Origin of the sequence: Burkholderia sp. FERM BP-3421 (assembly GCF_028657905.1) — a bacterium.
Classification (GTDB): domain Bacteria; phylum Pseudomonadota; class Gammaproteobacteria; order Burkholderiales; family Burkholderiaceae; genus Burkholderia.
Window position 1 is genome coordinate 338,371 of the sequence record NZ_CP117780.1, and the last position, 17,190, is coordinate 355,560.

Below are 17,190 nucleotides of genomic sequence, written 5' to 3' on the forward strand. Positions count from 1 at the left end.
TCCGGAAAATCAGGACAATCCATGCACCGAACCGGCATGACCGAACTGGAAGCGGTGCTGGCCGTCGCGCGTCGCCGCAGCTTTCGAGGCGCGGCGCAAGCGCTGGGCATGTCCACCACCGCCGTCAGCAGCGCCGTGGCCGGGCTGGAGGCGCGCCTGAAGGTGCGCCTCTTCAACCGCTCGACGCGCAGCGTGGCCCTCACCGACGCGGGGCAGCGCTATGTGGAGCGTATTGCGCCGGCGCTCGCCGAAATCCAGAGCGCGGGGGAAGAAGCCGGCACCGGCCCGGATGTGCCCAGCGGCACGTTGCGCATCAACGCCCCGCAGGGTGCGGCCACCCTGCTGCTGGAGCCGCTTTTCCTGGCGTACGCGCAGCGCTATCCCGGGATACGCATCGACATCGTGAGCGAATCACGCATGATCGACATCGTGGCCGATGGCTTCGACGCCGGCATTCGTCTGGCCGAGTCAGTTCCGCAGGACATGATCGCCGTGCCGCTGTCGCGCGACCTCCGCATGCTGGTCGTCGCCACGCCCGACTACCTCGATCGCCACGGCATCCCGATGCACCCGCGCGACCTGCTCCAGCACCAGAGCATCGGCATGCACATGTCGCACGGCGGCATCTACCGCTGGGAACTGGAGAAGAGCGGCCAGAAACTGCAGATGGATTTACCCGTGCGCTTCGCGCTCAACGAGCTGTCGGCCATCAAGCAGTCCGTACTACTGGGACTGGGTGTCGGCTTCCTCTCCGAATGGTTGATCGAGGAAGAGTTGACGACCGGCGCGCTGGTGCCCTTGCTGGTTCCGTGGTGTCCGTCGTTCGGCGGACTGAGGCTGTACTACTCGGGACATCGCTTCGTGCCAGCGCGCCTGCGTGCGCTCATCGGCCTGATTCACGAATTGCGCCTGGCTGATCCGCTTTAGGAATCCTGGATCTGATCCAGGGTGAGTTTTGCGGCGTTTCAGCGCCAGCCGGCCCCACCGAAATCCCCGGTTGCCGGGCGAATTCCGCTGGCGCCGACGCTTCGAGAACAGCGTGAGGCCGGCTCTCGCTGTAATCCCGGCGCGCTATCGGCGCTACCCGGTCGGTTCGCATCGGGTGTTCCATCGTGAAACGGCGCACTCGCTGGACGTGATCCGGGTGTTGCACCAGCGCATGGATGTCGACCGGCATTTATCGTCGGCCTGCCCCGTGGGACGCGCTCACGCCACCCATCGCGCCCAAGCTCGGACGCGTACCCGATCATGTCTCCCACTGCGCCTGCGCGCGCAACACGCCGGCGCGCCCCCCGGGCAGCGGCGAGCGCATGGGCCTCACGCCCGGCGCAGCGGCGCCCGCCGCCGGCGCATAGCGCGACCGGATCGCCGCCGCGACCGTGCAGCGGCGGCAGTGCTCGTCGGGCCAGACGGGCGCACGCGCATCCCACGGCGCGAGACGGCGCGACGACGACGGCGACGGCGCGTCCGCCGCCCGCGACGCGGTCGCGGCGCGCACGCCCTCTCCGCCGTCGCACGCGCTCAGCGCCATGCTCAGCGCGAGCGTCGTCAGCGTCACTGCCCATCGTCCTGTCCGCGTCATCTGTATCCTTGGTCGTTCACAACGGCCGCATAAATTAACGTCAACAATCGCGATCCGCGAGCTTCTTTTTTTGCTAAATTCTGTCCAATTCTGTCGGCCACCACCGCCGACGGCGAACGGCCCGCCGAGACGGGTCGCTATGGGGGCGAAGGACATCGTATGACGCTGCGCGAGAGGTGTCATCCTGCTCGGCCCGCCTTGGGCAACGGGCCTGTCGTCGGCCAGCCGGCGCTCGCCCGGGCGCGGATTGCGGCGGCGCGTTCGCGCGCCGGGCGCCGTATCGTGCCCCGTCGCGGCCGCGCCGCGCCCCGCCGCTCGACCGGTGCGCCCGCGGCTTCGCCGCAGCGGCTTTTCCCCACGAGCCGGCCGGATCTTGCTACATTTCGCCCCCCTTCCACCACCTCTCCAGGAGTCGATCTTGACGAGCCGCATCCATGCGCCCGGCCTTGCCGTCGTGGAAGACGACGTGGGACTGTGCGACGACCTGGTGGATTTCCTGTGCAGCCGGGGTTTCGACGCGCGCGGCTACCATAGCGCCGAAGCATTACAACTCGGCGTGACGACCGCGCGCCTCGATCTCGTCGTGCTCGACGTGCTGCTGCCCGGCGCGGACGGCGTGGAGACGGCGCGCTGGCTGCATCGCACCCGACCCGACATCGGCATCGTGATGCTGACGAGCCTCGACTCGACGCACACCCAGGTCGACAGCCTCACGGCCGGCGCCGACGCCTATCTTGCCAAGAACGCCTCGCTCGACGTGATCGAGGCGACCTGCCGCGCCGTGCTGCGGCGGCGCGACGCGATGCACGCACCGGCGGCCGGCGATCCGGCGGCCGGCGCACCGGCGGCCGGCGCACCGGTAGCCGCCGCGCCCGCGGCCGACCACTGGACGCTGACGCCGCACGTCTGCCTGCTCACCACGCCGGCCGGCACGCGCATCGCGATCACGCCGGCGGAAGCGGCCTTCCTGCGGCCGCTGTTCGAGCGCGCGGGCACGCCGGTCGAGCGCAGCGATCTCCTCGCGAGCATGGGCAAGCAGGAAACCCTGTCCAGCCTGCGCAACCTCGACAACTGCGTGCGCCGCCTGCGCGGCAAGGTCCGCCACGCGGCCGGGCTCGAATTCCCGATCCGGCCGAGCTACGGGCTCGGCTACCTGTTCGCGGCGCCGGGCAGCGTGGTCCCGATGCCGGGACCGGCGTGATGCGCGGCGCGCGCTCACGCGCCGTCCGATCGCTCGCGCAGTGCGTCGGATGGCTCGCGCTGTGCCTGCTGCTCCCGGCCGCGGCGTGCCGCGCCGCGGCCGTCGCGCCGCCGCTCGTGCTCACGGCCGACACCAGACAGGCCACGCTCGCCGGCCACCTCGCGCGCCACATCGATCCGGACGGCCGCCTCGGCGTGGACGAGATCGCCCGCACGGCCGCCTTCGCGCCACTGCCCGGCTTCAGCACCGGCGGCTACAGCGCCGCCGCCCAGTGGTATCGCGTCACCGTCGCGCGCACGGCGCAGGCGCGCGCGGATTGGGTCCTGGAACTCGGGCAGGCCTACCTCGACGACGTCCGCGTCTATCTGCCGCAAGCGGCGGGCGGCTTCAGCGAAGTCCGGCTGGGACGCACGGTGCCCTATGCGCAACGGCCGCTGCCGACCCGCCTGCACACGCTGCGGCTGCATCTGCCGGACACGCAGCCGCGCACGCTCTACGTGCGCGTCGCCTCGATCAGCACGCTGTCGTTCTTCGGCGAGGTGTGGGATCCCGACGCATTCATCGGCAAGGAAACGCGCGGCAATTTCGCCTACGGCGGCTACTTCGGCATGCTGCTGCTGTCGATCGTCATGTATGCGTTGCTGGGCAGCTGGCTGCGCGACGCGTCGCTGCTCGCCTACGCCATGTACGTGGTCACGCTGTTCGTGTCGTACCTGACGCTGAACGGCTATGCGGCCGTCGTGTTCGCGCCCGACGATCCGCGCTGGCTGGTCGCGCTGACGGGGCTCGGCTCGATGACCGGCACCCTGACCGCGATCCTGATGTGGGACCGCTTCCTCGACCTGGGCCGCCACATGCCCCGCGTGCACCGCACGATGATGGTCTGGGCCGGCCTGCTGATTCCCGGCATGTTCAGCGTCGTGTCACCGGCCTATCGGGTCTTCGCCAATGTCTCGAACGGTTCCGCGGCGCTGCTCACGCTCGCGGTGCTGCCGGGCATCGTGCTGTGGCGCATCGCGCGCGAACCCCGGCAGCCGCTGCTGTACCTGTACTTCCTCGCGTTCATCTGCGCCATGCTGAGCGCGGGCCTGCAGGCGGGCATGGCGGTCGGGGCGGTGCCGCTCAACTGGATCACCCTCAACGGCTATCAGGTCGGCTCGCTCGTGCACGTGCTGCTGCTCAATCTCGCGCTTGCCTGGCGCGTCAAGCAGATCCAGCACGACAAGCTGCGCGCCGAACAGGCGGCGCTCGCCGCCGCGCAACGCGCGGGCGAACAACGGCAACTGGTTGCGATGCTGTCGCACGAATTCCGCACGCCGCTCGCCGCGATCTCGCGCGCGGCGCAGTGGCTCGGCCTCAAGCTCGCGCCGCTCGCGGACCCCGATCGCGAGCGCCTCGCCCAGATCCGCACGCGGGCCGACGGCCTGTTCGCGCTGGTGGACAAGTTCCTCGTCTCGGAGGCGCTCGATTATCGGATGGCGGCCCTGTCGCGCGAACCGGTCGGGCTGCAGGCGTTCCTGCACCACACGCTCGACGCGCTCGACGACGGCCGCGCGCTCGCGCGCATCCGCTGCCGGATCGAACCGCCCGACACCGCGTGCCGCGTGGACCCGACCCTGTTCGGCCTCGCGATCGGCAATCTCGTCGTCAACGGCCTGCGCTACTCGCCCGAGCATCATCCCGTGGCCGTCACCGCGACGCGCGACGCGCACGCGTGCGTGATCGACATCATCGACCAGGGCGTCGGCATGAACGAGGCCGAGCTGGCCCGGCTCGGCACGCCGTACTTCCGCGCGCATGCGACGGCGAGCGCCGGCACGGGGCTCGGCTTCCTGCTCGCCCGCAAGATCATCGAGGCGCACGGCGGCACGCTCAGCGTGCGCAGCGCGCCGGGCGCCGGCACGACGATGAGCGTGCGCGTGCCGGCGGCCTGAACGCGCCGCCGCGACCTGCCTCGGTGAGACCGCCTCGGTGAGCGATTCCGTGACTCGGGGGTTTAGTGGTAATCGTCTTCGCGCTGATGACGGATCGCGAGGATCGTGACCTGCCGGTCATCCTCGATCTCGAACAGCGCGACGTAGCCCGACGCGCCGAACGAGACGATCAACTCGCGCAGGAACGGATTGCGCGCATCGACCTTGCGGCAGGTGAAGGGAAAGGTCTGCAGGATCGTCAGGCTCTGGCGGATGGTCGCGAGCGCCCGTTCCCCGGTGTCGAGATCCTCGTCGAGCCAGAAGCGGTACAAGCGGACCAGGTCCTCGCGCGCCGCGCGGGTATAGCGGACGCGATAGCTCAACCGGCCGCCTTCGCGGCGCGGGCGGCCTGCAACATCGCGTCGAGTTCGTCGTGCACGTCGTCGGCGTCATGGTAGACGCCCGTGCGGCGCGCTTCCTCGCGCGCCGCCAGCCCGCGGGCCACGAATTCGCGCTGCAGGCGACGCCGCGCGATGCCATCGCGCAACGCCTCTTCCATGAACGCGGACAGCGTTTCATGCTCGGCCAGTTCGGCTTCGGCCGCCTGGCGCAGTTCCGGATCGACACGCAGCGCCGGCATGGTGGCAGTCTTCATCACGCACCTCGTGCATTACAAATGTGATGCATCTTAGCACGAAAGCGGCGGGCCCGAGCAACGCGCCGCCTGCCGGCATGGAAGGTCGCGCGAATCGAAGATTCGCGTTTCGGTTGCGTCATCGTGAAATCAGTATATAAAGTAGCGATGCCCGATCGACATGCCTGGCTCCATACGCCCCTCGACGCCTACCAGCGCTGGCAGGAAACCGCCGCCGTCGGCGCGCACCGACGGCCGTTCGCCGCGCGCTCGGTGATCCAGCACCGGGCGATGTTCGAGCACTTCCATCGGCATCTCGGCGCGCAGCGCGTCTCGCTCGCGACCTTCGGGGCCGTGCATCTCGACGCCTTCTTCGACAGCCTCGCGCCGCGCTGCGCGCCAGGCACCACCACCCGCCTGCGTTATCTGAAGCTGCTCGACCGCCTGTGCCGCCATCTGGTCGAGACGGACGTGCGCGACGCCAATCCGGTCGCGCCGTACCTGCTCGCCGCATGCTGGCCCGATTCGGAGCCCGATCCGCTGTTCCTGTCCAGCGACGACGACCGGCGTTTGCAGCAGCACGTCGGCGAACTCGATGCGCTGGCGCCGCGCGCGCTACGCAACCGCGCGATCACCGCGCTGCTGCTCGCGACCGGCATCACCGCCCACGAATTGCGCGTCGCGCGGCGCGCGCACCTCGTGCCGGCGGGTCCCGCGCCGTACATCGAGATCCCCGCGCATGGCGCACGGCCCGCGCGTCAGGTCGCGCTCGCGGCGTTCGCGCTGCCGGCCTTGCGTCAATGGCTGGCGAGCACGGCGGCCGATGCGACGGCGCGACTGTTCCCCGCGCCCCGCGGCGGCGCGATGAACGACGCCACCCTCGGCCTGATCGTCCGCGACGCGCTGGGCGCGCTCGACATCCGTCTGCCGGACATGAGCCCGCGCGTGCTGCGCAACACCTGCGCGCGCCGCGCGCTGCAAGCCGGCGAACCCGGCGATGCGGTCGGCGCGGCGCTCGGCCTGACCAGCCCGCGCACCATCCAGCGTCTCATCGCGACGCTCGGGCCGGCGGCCATCGACGCCGCCGCGGCACGCGCGCCTCAGTCCGCGCGCCCGGCCGCCGCGGCAGGCCCACCCACGCCGGATGCGGCCGGGCCGGGCGTCGCTACGCCGGGCGTCGCTACGCCGGGCGTCGCCACGCCGGGCGTCGCCACGCCGGATGTCTCCCCCTCCCACCCGCCTCCCAGCGCGCGAAGCAGCTGAACCTGATCGACGGCCACCTGCCCGTCCGCCGCCGCCACTTGCGCCTGCACGCTCGTCAGCGTGCGGGTCGCATCGAGATCGTCGAGAAAGGACGCGCGCCCGGCCCGATAGAGCCGGTGCGTCTCGTCGGCCGACTGCCGGGCGGATTCATAGGCGACGCGCAGCGCATCCGCGCGCTGCGTGTCGGCCGCATAGGTCGCGAGGCTCGTCTCGGTCTCGCGCAGCGCGCGCAGCACCACGCCGTCGAAATTCGCGAGCGCGCCGCGCGTCGCCGCCTCCGCCTCGCGCACGCGCGCGCGCTGGCCGTTCACCGGGAAATTCCAGCTGATCAGCGGTCCGAACGACCAGCGGTTGGTCTTCGACGACAGCAGATCGCCCGCGATGCCGACCGACCCGACACCCGCGCCGAAGCTGATCGACGGATACAGTTCGCCCACGGCAACGCCGATGCGCGCGGTCGCGGCCGCCAGCTGCCGCTCGGCCTGCCGCACGTCCGGACGACGCCTGAGCAGCGCCGCGCCGTCGCCGACCGGGATCGGCTGGCGCAGCGTCGGCAGCGCGGCGCAACGCAAGACGCCCGCCGGCAGATCGGCCGGCGCGCGCGCGAGCAACGCGGCGAGCTGGTACTGCGCGACCCGCCGCCGCCCCTCGAAGCGCGGCGGCTCGGCGGCCAGCGTCTGGACCTGGGTCACGCCGCGCGTCACCTCCGACTGGCTACCGCGCCCGGCATCGCGCAACTGCCGCGTGAGCGCGACGCGCTTCTGCTGCAGGGCGACCGAATCCCGCGCGATGGCCAGCTCCTCGGCGGCGGAACACGATTCGACATACGCGCGCACCACGTCGGCCACCACGGCGATCCGCGCGAGGTCGCCCGCCGCCGCGACGGCCTCGGTGTCCGCGCGCGCCGCCTCGACGCCGCGCCGCAGCGTGCCGAACAGATCCAGCTCATAGGACACGCTGAGCCCCAGGCTGCCCTCGGTCTCCACCGGCAGCTTGCTCGACAGCAGATACTGCTCGGCCGATTCCTGCGCGCGCTGGAACGCCGCCGACGCGCCGCCCGCGAACCCGCCCTGCGCATCGGCCACCGCCAGCGCGGCGCGCGACCGCGCGAGGTTCGCGGCCGCGACGCGCAGATCGGTATTCGACTGCAAGGCCTGCCGGACGAGCGTGTCGAGCAGCGGATCGTCGTACAGCCGCCACCAGTCCGCCGGCAGCGCACGCTGCGACACCGGCGCACGGTCGGCGCCCGCGATGGCGCCCTGCGCGAGCGGCGCGTGAATCAGCGCGCCGTCCGGCGTGCGATAGTCCGGCCCCACCGTGACGCACGCGCCAAGCGCCGCGACGAGCGGCAGCAGCGCGCACGCGCGCGCGATCCGGCGGCGCGTCATTGCGAGGCTCCGGCGGCGCGCGCCGCCGAAGCGGCCCCCGTATGGACGGCCCCCGCATGGGCGGCCCCCGCATGGGCGGCCCCCGCGGAAGCGGGCGCCGCCTTCCCGGCATACGCCGGCTCGCGCATCGCGACGGTGGCGGTGCGGCCCGCGATCATGCGGAAGTCGTCCGGCACCTCGTCGAGCGCGACCCGCACCGGAATCCGCTGGGCCAGCCGCACCCAGCTGAACGCCGGGTTCACGTTGGGCAGCAGGTTCGCGCCCTGCGTGCGGTCGCGATCCTCGATCGCGGCGACGATGCTCTGCACGTGGCCGCGCAGCGGGCGCGGCTCGCCCATCACGGTGATCTCGACCGGCTGGCCGAGATGGATGCCGCGCAGCTTGGTTTCCTCGAAATAGCCGTCGACGCGGAACGAGTGCAGATCGACCACCGACAGCACCGGCCGCGCCGCGCTCACGTATTCGCCGCGGCGCGGCGCGCGATCGTTCAGGTAGCCGTCGACGGGGCTCACGATGGTCGTGCGCTGCAGGTTCAGCTGCGCGGTGTCGACGCTGACCTGCGCGTCCGCGACGGCGGCCTCGCCCTGCTCGACGCGCGTGCGGCTTTCCTCGACCCCCTCGCGCGCGACCAGGTTGCCGAGCGCGAGGTTGCGCGCGTATTCGCGGCGCGCCTGCGCGAGCGTCGCCTGACGCTGCCGCAGCGCGGCCTGCGCGAGGCGCTCGGCGAGCGCGTAACGCGCCTGGTCGATCACGAACAGCACCTGGCCGCGCGTGACCGGCTGGTCGTCCTTGACCTCGACCGCGGTGATGAGCCCCGACACATCGGGGGCGACCTGGATCACGTCCGCGCGGACGTGGCCGTCGCGCGTCCAGGGCGAGAACATGTAGTAGTCGACGATCCGCCACAGGACGACCGCCGCCGCCGCGACGACGATCAGGGTCAGCAGGATCTTGCCGACGGAGACTGCGCTGCGCTTGACGTTCACGTTAGCTCACCACCATGCGATGCGAAATGAAAATGACCGCGGCCAGCACGAACACGTAGATGCCGAGATCGAAGACGGAGCGATGCCAGACCAGCCGATAGAAGCCGACCCAGGTGAGCAGGCGCCCGATCGCGAGGTTGATCAGATAGGCGATCAGCATCAGGAACAGCGGCGCGGGCACGAACACGCCGAACACATCGACTTCACCGATCATGCCCGCCTCCGCGTGGTGTCATGGCGCGTGTGCTCATGCTCCGGCCTCCTCCGTCGCCTGCGGCCCGATGCCGGACATCGCCGGAAACAGCGACAGCCGCAGGCCGACCAGCGCGTGCTGGGTATCGCGCAGCCAGCGCTGCTTCACGGTCGAACGCCGCGGCGGCGCCTCCGGCGTCGCCGAAGGATCCGCGCCCGGCTCCGTCCCGGCCGCGCGCGCGCCGCGCGCGACCTGCCGCATCGCGCTGTCGATGTCGTCGAGCAGGGTGGTGGGCGCGGGCTCGCGCGTCCGGCTGTCGGCGCAGCGCTGGAAGTGCCCGCCCACGCCCGCGAGCACGCGGTCGAGCGCGGCCGTCACGTCGTCCGGCAACTTGCGGCGCGTACGGCGCAGGTCGAGCGCGTTGAACGCGACGCGCAGATCGCGAAAGCTGTCGATCGACGGATGGCGGTGGTCGTCCGACGCGGCGAGACGCGGCAGCAGCTGCATGACGCGGTCGACCATCCGCGACGCGAGATCGCGCTGTCCGTCGAGCTGCGGCGTCAGCGCCGCGCGCGCGACGTCCGCCCAGCTCGAATGCAGCAGGCGGCGCGCCGCCAGCTCGGCGCCGAACGGACGCGTCGTGCGCGTCCACAGGTACGCGAACACGAGGCCGGCGAGGCTCGCGAGATTGCTGTTGAGGAACACGAAGAAATCCGCCTCGTAGGCGCTCTGGATGCTGATGAAGGTGGCCGTGTTGACCGCGACGAGCATCGCCACCATGTTGAAGCGCGGCCGGGCGATCAGCGTGCCGGCCACCAGGAACGGCACGAGGAACAGCAGCACCAGCATCGCGAAGTCATGCACGTTCGGCAGCACCACGAAGACATAGAGGCCGGCCAGCAGCACGCTCACGCAGGTGGCCGCGAAGAACCGGAACACCATCGGCGCGGGCTCGTCGAGCGCGGCGAAGAAGCTGCACGCGATCGCGACCATCGTGACCGCGGCCGCGCCGTCGTGCCAGCCCGACACGATCCACAGCGCGGACGAGACGACGATCGCGGCGGCCACCGTGAGCGTCGAGAACGCCATCATGCCGCGATCGAAGAAGCGCTCGGTGCCGCCCAGCCGCCAATGGCGGTAACGCGGCAGCCAGACGCCCGATTCGCGGGCGATCAGCGCGCGCAGCGCCCGGCAGTCCTGCCAGACGTCGATCATCTGCTGGAGACGCCACAGCGCGTTCGACAACAGCGCGCCGTCCCAGTCCGCCAGCGCGGCGGAATCCGGCTGCAACGCGGCGATCCGCGCGCGCAGGCCGTCGGCGACCGGGTCGCCCTGATCCTCGCGATCGGCGTCGGCGCGCGCCGGCAGCGGCGCGTCGAACCAGCGCGCGGCGTCGGCGAGCAGCGCGTCGAGCTCCGCCGGCCCCGAGCGCGGATGGCGCATCAGCGCGATCAACGGATCGGCCAGCGCGGAGACGACCGGCAGAAACAGCTGCATGCGGCCGCGCAGCGCGCCCGCGCGCGCGAGCAGTTCCGACGGCGCGTGATCGTAGTCCAGCTGGCTCAGCAGCATCTCCAGCCCGTTGACGGTGGCGGCCATGCGTTGCCGACACGCCGACAGGGCCTTGCCCGCGAGACGCCCGGACAGCGTCTCGCGCCCATAGAAGGCCGCGTCGCGGAACCAGGCGTCGGCCTGTTCGAGCAGCGCCGGCGCGAGCCGGCTCGGCAGCACGACGCTGCCGACCACGCTCGCGCAGACGATGCCGAGCACGATCTCCTCGGTGCGCGCGATCGCGACGTCGAAGACCGTGGTCGGATCCGTGACGGTCGGCAGCGCGATGAGCGGCATCGTGTAGCCGGCGAGCATGAACACGTAGCTGCGCGCGGTGCGGTCCGAGATCGCGAGATACAGCAGCGTCGCGGACCACAGCGCGACGATCGCGCTGAACAGGAACGGCGTCTCGACGAACGGCGGCACCAGGAACACCGCCGCGGACGCGCCGAGCGCCGTGCCCAGCGCGCGGTACAGCGCCTTCGAGCGCGTCGCGCCGACGAACGGATTGGAAACGATGTAGACGCTCGCCATCGCCCAGTACGGGCGCGGCAACTGGAAATACAGGGCGAGGTAGAGCGCGAGCATCGCGGCGGCAAATGTCTTGCCGGAGAACAGCCAGTCGCGGAGGGTGGGATAAGCCATCGCGCGTCACGGGCGCGCCGGCAGATTCGCCACGCCGACGGGATCGGCTTCGCGGAACGCGTTCAGCACGCGCAGCGTCGCTTCGAGATCCGCCCGGCTCACGCCCTTCAGCACGCGTGCGCGCAGCATCCGCAGGTCTTCCTCCATGCGTTCGGTCAGCACGCGTCCGGCATCGGTCAACGCCACGATCTTCGCGCGGCGGTCGTCGGGATCCGCCTCGCGCCGCATCAGGCCGGCCGCGCACAGCTGGTCGAGCAGCCGGACGAGCGACGGCCCCTCGATGCCCACCTGCTCGGCCAGCTCGACCTGCCTGACCGCCGCGCCGAGCCGCCCCGCCACGATGAGCGGCACCGCGCAGGCTTCCGACACGTTGTACGCCGCGAGCACGCCGTCGCTCACGCGACGCCATTTGCGCGCGGACAGCACCAGCTCGCTGCTGACGGTGCGACGGAGGTTATGCAGGTTCGACATGGGCGGGATGATATCGCAATATCATTCGATAGCAAACTATCTAATTGACGAACCACCGCGCGGCGGCCGTGCGAGCCGATCGGCCCGGCGGCTGTGCGTGTGCGGCCCCCCCGGTGCGGAACGCTTCACGATTTGACGGATGGCTTTCAAGCCCGACGCGGCATGTCGGCTTGACATGCGGCCGTCACATGCACGCGCGAACGCGCAGGACTGCTTCGCGCCGGATGCGCCGCTTATCCTGCAACTGTCGGCGACCGGCGTCAATTCGGGGGATTGCCCGGGATGGGCGGAAGGCATCCGGAAGCATGCCGCGTTCGTCGGCGCGGCTGCGGGATGCGGATCGATGACGCCTGAGCGCGCGCGACGCCAGCGCGCTCATCAGGCAAGGCGAGAACCAACCGAGCGGCTTCGGGAACGGTCACCCACGAATCGGATGCGGTCAAACGGCGCCCGCGCATCCGGTCCGCGCGTCGGCGAAACCGGCCGTCACGCATCCCCGCGCGGTATATCGACAGGCGCCCTTCCTCTCCGCCCGCACCGCGGGCAAGGCGCGTGGCGCGCTCCGCCTCAGCGCCCGAGCATCCGGCGCGCTTTCAGAATGACCGGCAGATCGACCATCCTGCCGTCGACCGCGACCGCCGCGCCGCCGCTCGCCGCCAGCGCCGCCAGCACGCGCGCGGCCCACGCCTGCTCGGCCTCGCTCCACGCGTAGGCGCGGTGCACCGCGTCGAGCTGCCTCGGATGAATGCACAGCTTGCCGCCGAAGCCGAAGCGGCGCGCACGGCGCGCATGCCGCTCGATTTCCGCCGGATCGTCGATGACCGTCGCAATGCCGTCGAGCGGCGCGGCGATGCCGGCCAGTCGCGAAGCCAGCACGATCTGCGAGCGGAACAGATCCAGTTCCTCGCCGTCGCCGTCGATGCCCAGGTCGACCTGGAAATCGAGCGTGCCGAACGCCACCCGCGCGACGCGCGGCGCGCCGCAGATCACGTCGAGACGCGCGATCCCGCGCGCGGTCTCGATCAGCGGCATCAGCGCGAGACCGTCGTGCGCGCGCTCGAGCGCCGCGGCCAGCGGCGCGCGCGTCTCGCATTTCGGCACCAGCAGGCCGGCCACGCCCGGATGCGCGGCGAGCGCCGCGAGATCGTCGGCGAACCAGCCGGTCTCGGGCGCATTCACGCGCACCCAGGCGGGTCGCGCCGGATCGAGGTGCGCCGCCACGGCCGCGCGCGCGGCCGGCTTGCCGTCCGGCGGCACCGCATCCTCCAGGTCGAACACCACGACGTCGGCGCCCGATGCACGCGCTTTCTCGAAACGGTCGGCGCGATGGCCCGGTGCGAACAGCCACGCGCGCGGTGATGCGGCCATCATGCGAGGGTCTCCGTCAACACGGTCTCCATCGTGGTGTGCGCGGCCACCGTCCACGCGCGTGCGACGAGCGCCGCGGCCTCCGCATCCGACGCCGCCCCCGAGAACGCCGCGAGCCGCCGCACCTTCGCCTCGATCTCGTCGCGCGACAGCGTATTGCCCGGATCGCCCTTCGGTTCGTCGACGCGCCCCGTCCGCACCCGGCCGTCGCGGGTCGTCACGCTGACCTTGCCGATCCAGCGCGCCGGATACGCGCGCTCCACCTCGTCGTCGAGCATCATCCGCACCCGCTCGCGAAACGCCGCGACATCGGGCGCCGCGTAGTCGCGCGCGAACGTGTCGACGCCGGCGTCGCCGCGCAACGCGATCAGCCCGAGCACGGTGCCCATGCTGAACTTGGCCTGATGGACGCTGCCGGGCGCCGCGACGGCGCCCAGCACGTCGAGCGCGCTCTGGTGCACGTGCGCGGTCACGGCCTCGATGTCGGCCGCCTTCAGGCCCTCGCGCGCCATCACCGCGCGCAGCGCGTCGGCGGCCGGATGCGTGTGCCGGCACGACGCGTGATACTTGAACGACGTTTCCCCGATCGCCCAGCGCGCGCCGAGACGGTCCACCAGACGCGCCGGATCGGCATCGGACGACATCGCCGCGCCCATCCCCTGCGCGCCCTCGAGGATCCGCGTCGCGCCCTTGAAGCCGTCGCGCGCCAGCTCGGCCGCCATCACGCCGTTCGCCGCGGCCATCGCCGTATGCAGCTGCTTCGAATCCGCCGCATCGCGCAGGAACGCCCACAGGCCGCTCGCCTGCGTGCCGGCGGAGCCGAACGCATCGAGCATCTGCGCGCCCGACAGACCGAGCAGGCGGCCGGCCGCCGCTGCCGCCGCGAGCGTGCCCGCGGTGCCGGTGGTGTGGAACACCTTGTAGTGACTGCGCCCCAGGAATTCCCCGACGCGGATGCCGACCTCATAGCCCGCCACCACGGCCGTGATGAATTCACGGCCGCTCGCGCCGCGCGCCTGGGCGAGCGCGAGCGCGGCGGGAAACACCACGGCGGCCGGATGAAACACCGCGCCGTTGTGCACGTCGTCCTGCTCGGCGAAATGCGAGGCCGCGCCATTGATCATCGCGGCGAAATACGGCGCGGCGCGGGTGCGGTCGATCAGCACGTCGGCCGTGCCGGCCCCGCGCGGGCTGCCGCCTGCGCGGCGCGCGAACGCCGCGATCGTCTCGACCGGACGCGCGCCGCGCCCGGCCAGCGCCGAACCCAGCCAGTCGACGTAGAGATTCACCGCGCGTTCGGCCACCTCGACGGGAAGCGCGTCGAAGCGCAGCCCGGCCGCGAAGTGCGCGAGCGCGCGGCTCGGGTGTTCCAGGCAATCGGTCATGGGGTCTCCTCGGATCGCGCCGCGTGCGCACGCTCCTGATCAAGGGTCGGCAAGGTGGCATCGGTGAACCGCATGGCTGCGTGCGGGCGTCGATCAGTCGAGCGCCGCCGTCGCCTGCATCGTCAGCCAGCCCTCGTGATCCTGCGCCCACAGCTCGACCTGCGAACCATCGGCCGACGGTATGCCGCACAACGTGAACGGCTGGCCGGCGAAGGTCGGCCGCACCGCGCGATACGAGAATTCGGCGAGCCGGCGTGTCGGGCACTCGCGGCCCACCAGGTCCGCCAGCAGCGTGGCGAGCAGCGGGCCGTGCACGACGAGCGCGGGATAGCCTTCTTCCTGCGTCACATAGGGCGCATCGTAATGAATGCGGTGGCTGTTGAAGGTCAGCGCCGAATAGCGGAACAGCAGCACCGGATCGGCCTCGACCGTGCGCCGCCAGAGCGCGCCGTCGGGCGCGCGGACGGGCGCGGGGCCGGTCTCGCCCGGCGCGGGTGCGGCCCGGTAGACGAAATCCTGCTCCTCGTCGAGGCGCGGCGCGCCGCCGACCTCGATCGTATGCCGCACCGTGACGAACACGAGGCGGCCCGAGCGGCCCGTCTTGTCCTCGATCGCGGTGATCGTCGAGGTGCGGCGCGCGCGTTCGCCGAGCGCGAGCGGCGCGGCGAAGCTGAGCCGGCCGCCCGCCCACATCCGGCGCGGCAGGTCGATCGGCGGCAGGAATTCGCCCCGGCGCGGCAGGCCGTCCGCGCCCGCTTCGGCGAGCGGCGACACCGGCAGGAAATACAGCCAGTGCCACAGCGGCGGCAGCGCCGCGCCGCGCAGCGGGCTGCCGAGCGTGGCGGCGAGCGCGTGCGGGCCGAACGCGCTCAGGTCGTCTTCCGCGGTCTCCGTGCGGTCCACCCACGCCTCGAATCGCTGCCCGTCCGTCATCGTCCGTCTCCTCGCATCCGCTATATGCCTGCACTATGAGCGCGCGCGCGTCCCGCGCACTCCGCTTTCACGAATCGCGCCTTCGGTTTTGCTTAAGCGGGCGCGCTCGGGCACACACTGTAGGCGAATCGCGCGGCGGCTGGAAATACCGATTGCATGTGCCGGGCATAGGCCACGCCTATGGCCGTCGTCGCGCTCGAGCGCGACGCGCGCCCGCTGCGCGCCGCGTCATTGCACGCAGGGCGTCGAATGCGGCGGCCGCGGCACGATCGACGAGGCATCCGGCGCATCGATGAACGACGCGCCTGTCGTTTTGAGGCGGCCTCGGCGTTGCGCCTTTCAACGGTCCCGGGCGACGCCGCGGCGTCCCGGGTCCGCCGGGCCTTGATCCGGTCGCACAGCGCACGCGAAGCGGGGATGCCGACGGAGCCCTGCCCGCGTGAATCGATCCCGCATATTTTCAATCGTCTTTACGCGCACGACAGAATCGAAAGAATTCGGATTGAAAATACCAGATTCATTCGCAAACAACAAATTCTCACGTGAAGCCAAATAAATCCAATTACTGAAAATGACAAAAACGAATTAAGAATCATCCCCAGCCCAACCCGCCTGGCCGGCGCGTCAATCGAGAATAAATCCAGAAATATCAAGGATGCGCAGTGTTATTAAGCACATGCCTGATTAATATCGCCACGTCGAAACCTACCAGATCTTGTAGGCCCCATTGGATACCGCACCAATACTCTTTGATTAATCTAAATCCTTTGATTAAAGTGAATCGATAGAATGTGAACCCATAAAAACACTTAACGCCCGCCTCGCTCTCGATTTTTGAGTTGTTCCACAAAACCTCTCGCACTACGAGGAAATCATGCCGAAAGAGACCCATATCGCTTCGCAAAACACCCTGGCCACCGGCTTCATCATCAAGCCGGAGGACATCACCGGGACGCAGATCACCTTCCACTACGACTCGATGCCCGGGAATCAGCCGAACACCTACGGCAACACCGTGTTTCTGTGGCAAACGTCCCAGGCGGCCATTCCCGTCAACACCGCGCCCTACAACTCGCAACTCATCAGCGGCAACCAGCCCAACGGTTCGAACGTGTTCATGGGCATCTCCGTGAGCGCCGAATCCTATCTGGTCGCCTTTGCGACGGGGAACACCGTCAAGAACATCGTGGCCGCGATCTTCATCCCGCCGTCCAACGGCGGGCCCGCGAAGCCGGTCGAGCCCGTGCAGGCGCCGCTGCTCGAGACCACCGGCCACGGCTCGACCTCGGTTTCGTTCCGCTACGCCACGCCGATCGGCATGACGCCGCAAAACGACGGCGACTGGGTCGGGCTGTGGCAAGGGCAAGGGGAATCGGTGCTCTACACCCTGCCGCCCACCTGGTTCGCGCCGATCGGCAGCAACGCCAACCAGGGTTCCTGGGGCCTCAATCTCTCCAGCGGGAACATCCAGCGCGGGACCATGTACACCCTGGGTTACTTCAAGGGCGGTTACGCGCAGAGCAATCCGAAGCAGGCCACGCTCGCCGCCAGCACGACCTTCACGGGTTGAGCGAGGAGCCGCGTCCGGGCCATGCGGCCCGGACGCCCTTCCCCGCATCGATCGACTCCGAGGAGACCCCCTCGCCCTCCCGGAACCCGAATTCAACGCTGGATCTG

General features: G+C 70.5%; 16 protein-coding genes and 2 pseudogenes. 7 read left to right on the plus strand and 11 right to left on the minus strand.

What is annotated here, in order from left to right; all coding sequences use genetic code 11:
• The first annotated feature begins 36 nt into the window (after positions 1–36).
• Together Bsp3421_RS02355 and Bsp3421_RS02360 are read left to right on the plus strand one after the other, a co-directional pair.
• The gene (locus Bsp3421_RS02355) at positions 37–927 is read left to right on the plus strand and encodes a LysR family transcriptional regulator (protein WP_273995176.1); all 891 of its coding nucleotides are present in this window, start codon (positions 37–39) and stop codon (positions 925–927) included.
• Positions 928–1,027: 100 nt separating this feature from the next.
• Positions 1,028–1,180, plus strand: a pseudogene (locus Bsp3421_RS02360) (type II toxin-antitoxin system RelE/ParE family toxin); the annotation flags it as partial.
• A 66-nt stretch (positions 1,181–1,246) separates the two neighbouring features.
• On the opposite strand, the gene Bsp3421_RS02365 reads toward Bsp3421_RS02360, so the two are convergent.
• Positions 1,247–1,558: a hypothetical protein gene (locus tag Bsp3421_RS02365; RefSeq protein ID WP_273995665.1), complete on the minus strand. Its 312-nt coding sequence runs from the start codon at positions 1,556–1,558 to the stop codon at positions 1,247–1,249.
• A 442-nt stretch (positions 1,559–2,000) separates the two neighbouring features.
• Between Bsp3421_RS02365 and Bsp3421_RS02370 the strand changes: the two genes are divergently transcribed.
• Together Bsp3421_RS02370 and Bsp3421_RS02375 are read left to right on the plus strand one after the other, a co-directional pair.
• Positions 2,001–2,783, plus strand: a complete 783-nt coding sequence (locus tag Bsp3421_RS02370) for a response regulator transcription factor (protein WP_273995178.1) — start codon at positions 2,001–2,003, stop codon at positions 2,781–2,783.
• Positions 2,783–4,717, plus strand: a complete 1,935-nt coding sequence (locus Bsp3421_RS02375; protein ID WP_273995179.1) for a sensor histidine kinase — start codon at positions 2,783–2,785, stop codon at positions 4,715–4,717. Before Bsp3421_RS02370 ends, Bsp3421_RS02375 begins: the two co-directional genes overlap by 1 nt.
• Positions 4,718–4,779: 62 nt before the next feature.
• On the opposite strand, the gene Bsp3421_RS02380 is transcribed toward Bsp3421_RS02375, so the two are convergent.
• Complete coding sequence (locus tag Bsp3421_RS02380) at positions 4,780–5,079, minus strand: type II toxin-antitoxin system RelE/ParE family toxin (protein ID WP_273995181.1); 300 nt, start codon at positions 5,077–5,079, stop codon at positions 4,780–4,782.
• Positions 5,076–5,351 carry a YlcI/YnfO family protein gene (locus Bsp3421_RS02385; RefSeq protein WP_252987571.1) on the minus strand — a complete coding sequence of 92 codons (276 nt, stop codon included), beginning with the start codon at positions 5,349–5,351 and terminating at the stop codon, positions 5,076–5,078. Before Bsp3421_RS02385 ends, Bsp3421_RS02380 begins: the two co-directional genes overlap by 4 nt.
• Positions 5,352–5,621: 270 nt before the next feature.
• Between Bsp3421_RS02385 and Bsp3421_RS02390 the strand changes: the two are divergent.
• Positions 5,622–6,365, plus strand: a pseudogene (locus Bsp3421_RS02390) (tyrosine-type recombinase/integrase); the annotation flags it as partial.
• 65 nt (positions 6,366–6,430) lie between these two features.
• On the opposite strand, the gene Bsp3421_RS02395 reads toward Bsp3421_RS02390, so the two are convergent.
• The 8 genes from Bsp3421_RS02395 to Bsp3421_RS02430 form a co-directional block, all read right to left on the minus strand.
• Positions 6,431–7,981, minus strand: coding sequence for an efflux transporter outer membrane subunit (locus tag Bsp3421_RS02395; protein WP_273995185.1), 1,551 nt, complete (start codon positions 7,979–7,981; stop codon positions 6,431–6,433).
• Complete coding sequence (locus tag Bsp3421_RS02400) at positions 7,978–8,967, minus strand: efflux RND transporter periplasmic adaptor subunit (protein WP_273995186.1); 990 nt, start codon at positions 8,965–8,967, stop codon at positions 7,978–7,980. The genes Bsp3421_RS02395 and Bsp3421_RS02400 overlap by 4 nt, the downstream gene beginning before the upstream one ends.
• Position 8,968: 1 nt before the next feature.
• On the minus strand, positions 8,969–9,181 hold the full coding sequence (locus Bsp3421_RS02405) for a DUF1656 domain-containing protein (RefSeq protein WP_273995188.1): 213 nt from the start codon (positions 9,179–9,181) through the stop codon (positions 8,969–8,971).
• A gap of 33 nt (positions 9,182–9,214) precedes the next feature.
• On the minus strand, positions 9,215–11,356 hold the full coding sequence (locus Bsp3421_RS02410; RefSeq protein WP_273995189.1) for an FUSC family protein: 2,142 nt from the start codon (positions 11,354–11,356) through the stop codon (positions 9,215–9,217).
• A gap of 6 nt (positions 11,357–11,362) precedes the next feature.
• A complete protein-coding gene (locus Bsp3421_RS02415; RefSeq protein WP_273995190.1) occupies positions 11,363–11,827 on the minus strand; it encodes a MarR family winged helix-turn-helix transcriptional regulator in 465 nt (154 codons plus the stop codon).
• Positions 11,828–12,394: 567 nt separating this feature from the next.
• Complete coding sequence (locus Bsp3421_RS02420; protein WP_273995192.1) at positions 12,395–13,198, minus strand: HpcH/HpaI aldolase/citrate lyase family protein; 804 nt, start codon at positions 13,196–13,198, stop codon at positions 12,395–12,397.
• Positions 13,195–14,580, minus strand: a complete 1,386-nt coding sequence (locus Bsp3421_RS02425) for an MmgE/PrpD family protein (RefSeq protein WP_273995193.1) — start codon at positions 14,578–14,580, stop codon at positions 13,195–13,197. Before Bsp3421_RS02425 ends, Bsp3421_RS02420 begins: the two co-directional genes overlap by 4 nt.
• A 93-nt stretch (positions 14,581–14,673) precedes the next feature.
• Positions 14,674–15,513, minus strand: coding sequence for an FAS1-like dehydratase domain-containing protein (locus tag Bsp3421_RS02430; protein WP_273995194.1), 840 nt, complete (start codon positions 15,511–15,513; stop codon positions 14,674–14,676).
• 180 nt (positions 15,514–15,693) lie between these two features.
• On the opposite strand from Bsp3421_RS02430, the gene Bsp3421_RS02435 reads away from it, so the two are divergent.
• Together Bsp3421_RS02435 and Bsp3421_RS02440 are read left to right on the plus strand one after the other, a co-directional pair.
• The gene (locus Bsp3421_RS02435) at positions 15,694–16,059 is read left to right on the plus strand and encodes a hypothetical protein (RefSeq protein ID WP_273995195.1); all 366 of its coding nucleotides are present in this window, start codon (positions 15,694–15,696) and stop codon (positions 16,057–16,059) included.
• Between the two features lie 328 nt (positions 16,060–16,387).
• Positions 16,388–17,083 (plus strand): hypothetical protein, encoded by a 696-nt coding sequence (locus Bsp3421_RS02440; protein ID WP_273995196.1) that lies wholly within the window; start codon positions 16,388–16,390, stop codon positions 17,081–17,083.
• Positions 17,084–17,190 lie beyond the last annotated feature (107 nt).

Excerpts from the sequence above, each read along its gene's own strand:
- Bsp3421_RS02395 (WP_273995185.1), bottom strand. The coding sequence starts at position 7,981 with ATGACGCGCCGCCGGATCGCGCGCGCGTGCGCGCTGCTGCCGCTCGTC.
- Bsp3421_RS02385 (WP_252987571.1), bottom strand. The coding sequence starts at position 5,351 with ATGAAGACTGCCACCATGCCGGCGCTGCGTGTCGATCCGGAACTGCGC.
- Bsp3421_RS02435 (WP_273995195.1), top strand. The coding sequence starts at position 15,694 with ATGGCCGTCGTCGCGCTCGAGCGCGACGCGCGCCCGCTGCGCGCCGCG.
- Bsp3421_RS02375 (WP_273995179.1), top strand. The coding sequence starts at position 2,783 with ATGCGCGGCGCGCGCTCACGCGCCGTCCGATCGCTCGCGCAGTGCGTC.
- Bsp3421_RS02425 (WP_273995193.1), bottom strand. The coding sequence starts at position 14,580 with ATGACCGATTGCCTGGAACACCCGAGCCGCGCGCTCGCGCACTTCGCG.
- Bsp3421_RS02420 (WP_273995192.1), bottom strand. The coding sequence starts at position 13,198 with ATGATGGCCGCATCACCGCGCGCGTGGCTGTTCGCACCGGGCCATCGC.
- Bsp3421_RS02415 (WP_273995190.1), bottom strand. The coding sequence starts at position 11,827 with ATGTCGAACCTGCATAACCTCCGTCGCACCGTCAGCAGCGAGCTGGTG.
- Bsp3421_RS02430 (WP_273995194.1), bottom strand. The coding sequence starts at position 15,513 with ATGACGGACGGGCAGCGATTCGAGGCGTGGGTGGACCGCACGGAGACC.
- Bsp3421_RS02355 (WP_273995176.1), top strand. The coding sequence starts at position 37 with ATGACCGAACTGGAAGCGGTGCTGGCCGTCGCGCGTCGCCGCAGCTTT.
- Bsp3421_RS02405 (WP_273995188.1), bottom strand. The coding sequence starts at position 9,181 with ATGATCGGTGAAGTCGATGTGTTCGGCGTGTTCGTGCCCGCGCCGCTG.
- Bsp3421_RS02410 (WP_273995189.1), bottom strand. The coding sequence starts at position 11,356 with ATGGCTTATCCCACCCTCCGCGACTGGCTGTTCTCCGGCAAGACATTT.
- Bsp3421_RS02440 (WP_273995196.1), top strand. The coding sequence starts at position 16,388 with ATGCCGAAAGAGACCCATATCGCTTCGCAAAACACCCTGGCCACCGGC.